Below are 7,473 nucleotides of genomic sequence, written 5' to 3'. Positions count from 1 at the left end.
CGGCCGCACGCCGCTGGCCGAGGTCGCATGGATGAAGGCCACGTATGCCCTGCCCCCGTCCGCCACGCCCTCCCCGTACGTGTCTTCGCACTGAGCACCAATCGCTCCCGGCTATCGCATGTCCACCGCGCATTCAAGGCAAAATCCCCGCGCATTCACTACGCTTGGGAAATCCGCCTCGGTGCAAACCCGACAAACACATTGAACATTGCACGCAGGCCGCTGTTCCAGATGATTCAGACAGAGAATCAAGGACGAACATATGGATGTCTTCGCTCCCGCTGCGCCTGTTCCGCCTCAGCAAAGTGCAATCACCCGCCGGCTGGCGTTTGCCGTCGGCGCGCTGTTTATAGTCGGGGTGATGGCCGCCATTGGCACCTTGCTCGGCATTGCCGCTCGCCTGGACCGCGAAGATGTCGAGCAAACCCGCTTCTATACGGCCCGAGCGCTGGAAAATCGCATCGCCGCCTCCAAAAGCTACATCACCAGCTACGCCGACTGGACCACGGCTTATGAGCACCTGCACACCCAGGTCGATACCGACTGGGCCTACACCCAGCAGAACATCGGCAAGACCCTGTTCACCAGCGACGGCTATGACGGTGTGTTTGTACTGGATCGGGGCCGCACGACGTACGCCGTCGTGCAGGGACAACTCGAGGACGTGGACATCAGCGCTCTGCTCAAGGCTCCTGCCGCATCACTGATCGACCGTGTGCAAAACCAGGCCGATCTGACGGTGCCGGTCAGTACCTACTCGCTGTTCGACGGCTCGCCGGCACTGGTCACGGCTGCGGCAATTCTGCCCAACGACGAGCGTCCGCTGGGCGATCCGAAACAGACCTCGGTGCTGGTGTTCGTCGACAAGCTGACGCCGGCCAAACTGCAGGCGATCGGCACTGCCTACGGCCTGCAGAACCTGAAACTTGCGCCGGATGACACGCTCAGCGACGAGCAGCCTCGGGTGCCGCTGGACAGCACCGGTTACAGCCTCAGCGCGGACCTGGAACGCCCCGGCCAGCAACTGTTGTGGTCGCTGCTGCCAACGCTCGGCGGGGTGTTGACCGTGCTGATGCTGTTGACCGCGTATTTTTTGCGTCATGCCTTGCGATCTTCGACCTACGTCGACCACAGTTTCGGCACGCTGCAGGCCTCGAATCAGGCACTGGAAGCAGCCAACCATGCGCTGGAAGCCAGTGAAGAACGGTTTCGCGCGGTCGCCGAAGCGGCGTCGGACTGGATCTGGGAAGTCGACAATCAACTGCGCCTGACCTATCTCTCGGCGCGCTTCAGCGAAGTGACCGGTTACCCGCAAACCCAATGGCTGGGGCAAGGCATCGGGCAATTGGTGTCGTGCGATACCACGCCACTGGAGCTGTGGCTGAAAAAACTGAGCGAAAACAGCAATGCCAGCGATCTGCGTTGCACATACCGCGATCATGCCGGGCAGCAACGTCACTGCCGGTTGTCGGCACGCCCGATCCTCGACAAGCATGCCGTGAGCGGCTATCGCGGCACCGCCAGTGACATCACCGACGAAGTCGCCGCCCATGCGCAAATCCAGCACCTGTCCATGCACGACGCCCTCACCGGCCTGCCCAATCGCAACCAGTTGGCGCGTTATCTGGATGATGCGCTGCAGCTCAAGGAACATGCGCCAGCGCTGTCGCTGCTGGTGATCGATCTGGACAACTTCAAGCCGATCAACGACTCCCTCGGGCATCCGGCCGGCGATGCGGTATTGCAGGAAGTCGCCAGTCGCCTGCGCGAGTGCACCCGCGAGCACGACATCGTCGCGCGCCTGGGTGGCGACGAATTCGTCGTGGTCCTCAACGGCATGGACAGCCGTCAGGAAGTCGACCGGTTCTGTACGCGGCTGCTCGACAGCCTGCACCAGCCACTGATCTTCGAACATCATCCGCTGCACGTGGGGGCAAGCATCGGCATTGCCCTGAGCCGGCGTCAGGGCTTCGTGCCCAGCGAACTGATCCGCTGCGCCGACATCGCGCTGTATCAGGCCAAGTCCGAGGGCAAAAACACCTGGTGCTATTTCGAAGCGCACATGAGTGACCAGATCCAGACACGCCGGCAGATGGAAAGTGATTTGCGCGGTGCGCTGAAGAACGACGAATTCGTCCTGCACTACCAGCCGCGCTATACGGTCGACGGCAAGCACATTGTCTCGGTCGAAGCCCTGGTGCGCTGGCAGCATCCGACCAAGGGCCTGCTCGGGCCGGACGTGTTCATCAGCCTGGCGGAGCAGACCGATCTGATCGTGCCGCTGGGACGCTGGGTGTTGCGCGAGGCCTGTGAAACCGCCCTCACCTGGCCGGCGGACATCCTGTTGTCAGTCAATCTGTCGCCGGCGCAGTTCGCCCTCAGCGATGTCGTCGAAGACGTGCGTGAAGCGCTGGTGCAGACGCGTTTCCCGGCCAGTCGCCTGGAGCTGGAAATCACCGAAAACGTGATGCTTGTCGACACCGACGGTGCGCTGGCCACCATGAATGCGCTCAAGCAACTGGGCGTGCGTCTGAACATGGACGACTTCGGCACCGGCTACTCGTCCCTCGGTTACCTGCGTGCCTACCCGTTCGACGGGATCAAGATCGACAAGCGCTTCATCGCCTCGATCAGTCACGGCGCCAATGATCGCGCGGTGGTGCAGGCGATCATTGGTCTGGGCAAAGCCATGGGCCTGACCGTGACCGCCGAAGGCGTGGAAACCGAGGAGCAACTGGAGATTCTCGGCAAGGATCAATGCAACGAGGTGCAGGGTTATTTCATGAGCCGGCCGATCGACAAGACGGCGTTTGCGCAATTGTTGAAAAGCGCCAGAGCCGAGCCTGCGGATCATCCGTCGCCGAAAAAAGGTCGCGTCATTTAGCCGGCTGGGCATCCCTGGCCCGGCTGTCAGATAACAGCTGGCACTGGAGGTACGCTGGTGGCAGCAACAACGGCCATAATTGAAAATGAGTTTTTCAGCGATAACCATGACCGCTGTACTCCTCCAGAATGGCGGAATGGATATTAAAAGCAGTCGTCTGGAGCAGAAAAAAAGGTGGCGCCCGCTTTCGCGAGCGACACCTTCATCCACTGCCCGCTAATCAGGCCTTGTTGTTCGCCTCTTCCAGCGCTTTTTCAGCGTTGAACCCGTCGAAGTTCTCGAATACGCCCAGAAAGCCCGGCACGGTCACTTCCCGCGCCCAGTCGCGCTGTAGTTCGCAGTACATTTGCACCCGGCTGATGAGCTTCGCCCCCGCCTGTTCCATTCTGCGCAACGCCGCCTCGTGCGCGGCGAGTGATGTGCCGCCGACCGCATCGACCGGCACATAAACGTCATAACCTTCCTGGATCGCGTCGAGCACCGGGAATGTCAGGCACGCTTCGGTCCAGAGTGCAGTCATGATCAGCTTCTTGCGCCCGAGCGCCTTGACGGCCTGCTTGAATTGCGTGTCCTCCCAACTGTTGATCGACGTGCGGTCATAGGTCGGCAGATGGCCGATCACCTTTTGCAGCTCCTGAATCGGCGGCTTGTTGTGGCCGGTCGCGACATTGACTGTCGAGTGGATGATCGGAAGGTTGTAGTTGACCGCCGCCTTCGCGACGCTGGTTATGTTGAAGACGAGTTCATCACGCGGCATCGAGCGGATCGAAGAAACCTGAACAGGCTGATAATCGATGATGATCAACGCCGAGTTTTCCGGGGTCAGTAGTTGATCGGTATGGGGGTTGCGGAGAGTCTCGCTTGCCATTGGTAAATCCTTTTCATGGGTGACGCACGTTTGTGAATCAGGCCGAAGCCTGTGCGGGTGATGGATTCCGAGACACGTGCGAATGACGCCATGCCCGGAAAATCCATTGTGCTGTTCCCATGTTCGACGCAGTAGTAGCATCGCGCGACGTGCTGTGTCGCGAAAAGAGGAACGCAAGCGTGGATATCGAAGAACTGCAGACCTTCGTGGAAGTGGCTGATGCCGGGGGCATTTCGCAGGCTGCCCTGCGGCTTGGCGTGTCAAAATCGATCGTCAGCCGCCGCCTGGCTCGGCTTGAAACCGAATTGGGTGTGCAACTGCTGGCCCGCTCCACGCGCGGGGCGGCGCTCACCGAGGCCGGTGCGACGTTCCGGGACTACGCCGCCAGGGTTTGCACCGAGATCGATATCGCCAAGGAAACGATCCTGCCCGCTGGCGTCCTCCGCGGCCGCTTGCGCGTGGCCGTGCCGCTGTCGTTCGGCCCGAGTCACTTCGCCCCGATGCTGGCGGAAATGGCGCGTCGGCATCCGCAGCTGCACATCCAGACCTGTTACAGCGATCGCTTCGTTGACCTCATTGCCGAGGGGTACGATTGCGCCATCCGGGTGGGCTATATGCAGGACTCCAATCTGATCGCCAGACGGATTGGCCCGGTCTACACCAAGCTCGTCGCGAGCCCCGCCTACATCAACGCGCATGGAGAACCCCAGACGCCGGACGAACTGATTGCCCATCAGGCCCTCATGCAGGGCACCGAAGCCTGGCAATTCATGGATGGCGACAACGTCATCACGGTCCGTCCGCAAGGCCGCTTCAAGGCCGACAACGGCATCGCCCTGGTCGCCGCCGCGGCCGCAGGCCTCGGCGTCGCCTACCTGCCCGACTGCCTCACCCATGAACACGTGGCATCCGGCGCACTGGTGCCGATCATGACAAACCATCCTCCCCCTCCGGCCGGCGCCTACATCATCCGCCCGCCGGGTCCGCACCCTGCGCGCAAAATTCGTGTGCTCACAGAACTGCTGATCGAGTTCTTCGGCGAAACGCCACACCTGGCGGTGCAGCCGCTGTCACATCAGGATGATGCGCTGGCGTGAGGTTGGGCTAAACGAGAGCGACAGACGTTCCTCTTTATCCGCCATTCGCGTAGGGCAGCTTCCGGTCAACGCGACTCGATAATTCCCACCCGAGCGTGCATCATCGCGCTCGCCACGATCCCGTCGTGGTATCGAAGCCAACAGTGCAGAACCTGCCCATCCGCAAAACGAGCCTTTTGAAACGGAAGTCATCTCATGTTCGAACGTAACAAACTCGTTCCGGAGTTAATGGTCACCAACCTGGATAGCAGCCTGGCTTTTTGGGTTTCTCGTCTGGGGTTCAAAGTCGCTTATCAACGCCCGGAAGATGGATTTGCATATCTTGATTTGAACGGTGCTCAAGTAATGCTTGAGCAGATTGATTCCGACGCGGGGCAATGGCTGACTGCGCCGTTGGCCAAGCCGTTTGGAAGAGGCATCAACTTACAGATTGATGTTGAGGCTGTCGCACCCATCATCCAGAAACTTGATGAGGCTGGATGTCCACTCTATCGAGAATGCAAAGACACCTGGTATCGGGCTGACAATGTAGAAGTAGGCCAGCGCGAATTCATCGTCCAGGATCCCGACGGTTATCTCGTAAGGTTGGTAGAGCGGTTGGGGGAGAGACCGGCTTGCCCGTTCTGAAACCGAGCCAAGCAGTCCGTCAACTTCGGGCCGGTGCAGGCCTTCACGACAGGCAGCAATCGGCCAGAAGCGGGCATCGGCAAGCGACCGCTGTTGCCTAATAGCGGCCGTTGTGGAATGGCAGGAAACGACCGATAAATGTCTTCGATATGCAACTTTCGCCCGGCAGCGGCTCGATTGTAAGAATATGGCGGAGAGCTGCAAAACCGCCTACGCTTATAGAATGATTCCTCGAACACCTTGCCCATCTGGTGGTATAGAGCCGAGAGATCTGACTTCCTTTGACCGTCCACTTAACACCCACCCGGACCGACCCGCGCCTATCGCCAGCAACTGCCCCCTGAATCCGGTCCACACGACCAGCAGTACGGCGCAACGGGTAAAAGCCAGACCCAGTCCCCCACCTGTCGTTCAAAAGCGACCGATGCCGCAGCACCTCTGGAAACGGGGGCGCTGTTCACGTTCTGCCATGAGGTCAATCCGTATGTATCGGCCGAGCACGGTTCCTTACCAGAAGCATCTAGGGTTTAGCCGAACCTTCACTCAGGGGCATTTGAGCCTTGGATTATTCTTTCCCATGGAGGCGTTCGACGGGGACACTCCGAGCATGCTCAACCAGGTCACACTGGCTAAACAAGCCGAGGCGCTGGGCTTCTGCGCGCTCTGGTTTCGCGACGTGCCGCTTCGCGACCCTGGCTTCGGCGATGTCGGCCAAGTCTTCGACCCCTGGGTGTACCTGGGCTATATGGCTGCCCATACCTCGGAGATTGCGCTTGGCACCGCTTCCATTGCCATCCCTTTGCACCATCCCCTGCACACGGCCAAGGCGTCAGCCAGCGTCGATCAGTTGAGCACAGGTCGCTTGATTCTGGGGGTGGCTTCGGGAGATCGGCCGGTGGAGTTTTCGGCTTTTGGTGTCGATCCCGAAAGGCGTGGAGAAATCTTTCGAGAACACTACGAAGTGATTCGGCAAGCCCACAGCACCAGTTTTGAGCCCATCCACTGGAGCACTGGCGAAATGCACGGCGCAGACCTGATTCCGAAACCCACCACCCAATTCATTCCAATGCTGGTGACCGGCAACAGTCGCCAGTCACTGGATTGGATCGCGCGTGAGAGCAACGGATGGATCAACTATCCACGCATACCGAATATGCAGCGGCTGGTCGTGGAAGATTGGCGGCTGGAGGTCACCAGGCAATGTGGCTCTGTGTACAAGCCCTTTACTCAGTCGCTGTACATCGATCTCGATGAGAATCCGTCCACGCCACCCACACGTATCCATTTGGGGTTCAAACTTGGACGTTACCATCTACGTTTTTTGCTGGAGTCGCTTGAGGAAATCGGCGTGGACCACGTCATTCTCAATCTCAAATATGGCAAGCGCCCTGCGGCGGAGGTTATTGAGGAATTGGGTACGCACATCGTTGCGCAGTTCGGAGTGCAGCCGCGTCCGGCAGCGCATTGAATATCGGTCACTGCTACGCCGACGGATGCTCACTTGACGAAACCATCGTGAGCCTCCCCGAACTGAATGGAACTTCCTGTTGGATTTGCTTAACCGGGCAGCTTGGCCGCAAGGACGTCAACCTTCTCGATTGATGGCGGTTCGGCAAACAGCTCGGCAGCGTTTGCCATAAGCGCCGCCGCGACCTTGCCCGAAAGATGAGCCTGCCGGCCCGCTTCATCCGGGAATGCGTCAAAGATGCCAAAGGTGGACGGCCCCAAGCGGATTCCAAACCAGACTGTAGTGGCTGGCTCCTCCTCCACTAAAGGAAGGCCGCTCAAGAGAAAGCGCTCCACCTCATTCTCTTTCCCGGGTTTTGCTTCCAGACGAACGAACAACGCTACTTTGACCATGACGTGGCTCCTGTTGTTACGGTGCGGCTGGTGCTATCTGGTCGCAATAGCTAAAAGGGGCATCCGGCAATTAACTATGGTCGACGACACCAGGATTACAAACCCAAAGAGACCAAGGGTAGCGTCGCATGTCGCTC

At 59.5% G+C, this 7,473-nt stretch carries 6 protein-coding genes; 4 read left to right on the top strand and 2 right to left on the bottom strand.

Annotation, left to right across the window (positions count from 1 at the left end; translation table 11 throughout):
• Positions 1 to 262: 262 nt before the first annotated feature.
• A complete protein-coding gene (locus tag DBR18_RS08085; protein WP_108589954.1) occupies positions 263 to 2,884 on the top strand; it encodes an EAL domain-containing protein in 2,622 nt (873 codons plus the stop codon).
• 220 nt (positions 2,885 to 3,104) lie between these two features.
• Here DBR18_RS08085 and DBR18_RS08080 read toward each other — a convergent pair whose 3' ends face one another.
• On the bottom strand, positions 3,105 to 3,752 hold the full coding sequence (locus DBR18_RS08080) for a hydrolase (RefSeq protein ID WP_108589953.1): 648 nt from the start codon (positions 3,750 to 3,752) through the stop codon (positions 3,105 to 3,107).
• A 179-nt stretch (positions 3,753 to 3,931) separates the two neighbouring features.
• Between DBR18_RS08080 and DBR18_RS08075 the strand changes: the two genes are divergently transcribed.
• The 3 genes from DBR18_RS08075 (at position 3,932) to DBR18_RS08065 (ending at position 6,944) form a co-directional block, all read left to right on the top strand.
• Positions 3,932 to 4,849 carry a LysR family transcriptional regulator gene (locus DBR18_RS08075; RefSeq protein ID WP_108589952.1) on the top strand — a complete coding sequence of 306 codons (918 nt, stop codon included), beginning with the start codon at positions 3,932 to 3,934 and terminating at the stop codon, positions 4,847 to 4,849.
• Between the two features lie 195 nt (positions 4,850 to 5,044).
• Positions 5,045 to 5,476 (top strand): VOC family protein, encoded by a 432-nt coding sequence (locus DBR18_RS08070; protein WP_108589951.1) that lies wholly within the window; start codon positions 5,045 to 5,047, stop codon positions 5,474 to 5,476.
• Positions 5,477 to 5,960: 484 nt separating this feature from the next.
• Positions 5,961 to 6,944, top strand: a complete 984-nt coding sequence (locus DBR18_RS08065; protein WP_108589950.1) for an LLM class oxidoreductase — start codon at positions 5,961 to 5,963, stop codon at positions 6,942 to 6,944.
• A gap of 89 nt (positions 6,945 to 7,033) precedes the next feature.
• On the opposite strand, the gene DBR18_RS08060 is transcribed toward DBR18_RS08065, so the two are convergent.
• Positions 7,034 to 7,336 (bottom strand): putative quinol monooxygenase, encoded by a 303-nt coding sequence (locus DBR18_RS08060; protein WP_007967049.1) that lies wholly within the window; start codon positions 7,334 to 7,336, stop codon positions 7,034 to 7,036.
• Positions 7,337 to 7,473 lie beyond the last annotated feature (137 nt).

It is taken from the genome of Pseudomonas sp. HMWF021, assembly GCF_003061005.1.
Classification (GTDB): Bacteria; Pseudomonadota; Gammaproteobacteria; order Pseudomonadales; family Pseudomonadaceae; genus Aquipseudomonas.
The sequence above is the reverse complement of the archived record's forward strand: the minus strand, read 5'-3'. Positions and strand labels throughout refer to the sequence as shown.

Bases quoted from the DNA above. Each gene is read 5' to 3' on its own strand.
- DBR18_RS08085 (WP_108589954.1), top strand. From the start codon at position 263: ATGGATGTCTTCGCTCCCGCTGCGCCTGTTCCGCCTCAGCAAAGTGCA.
- DBR18_RS08080 (WP_108589953.1), bottom strand. From the start codon at position 3,752: ATGGCAAGCGAGACTCTCCGCAACCCCCATACCGATCAACTACTGACC.
- DBR18_RS08070 (WP_108589951.1), top strand. From the start codon at position 5,045: ATGTTCGAACGTAACAAACTCGTTCCGGAGTTAATGGTCACCAACCTG.
- DBR18_RS08065 (WP_108589950.1), top strand. From the start codon at position 5,961: ATGTATCGGCCGAGCACGGTTCCTTACCAGAAGCATCTAGGGTTTAGC.
- DBR18_RS08060 (WP_007967049.1), bottom strand. From the start codon at position 7,336: ATGGTCAAAGTAGCGTTGTTCGTTCGTCTGGAAGCAAAACCCGGGAAA.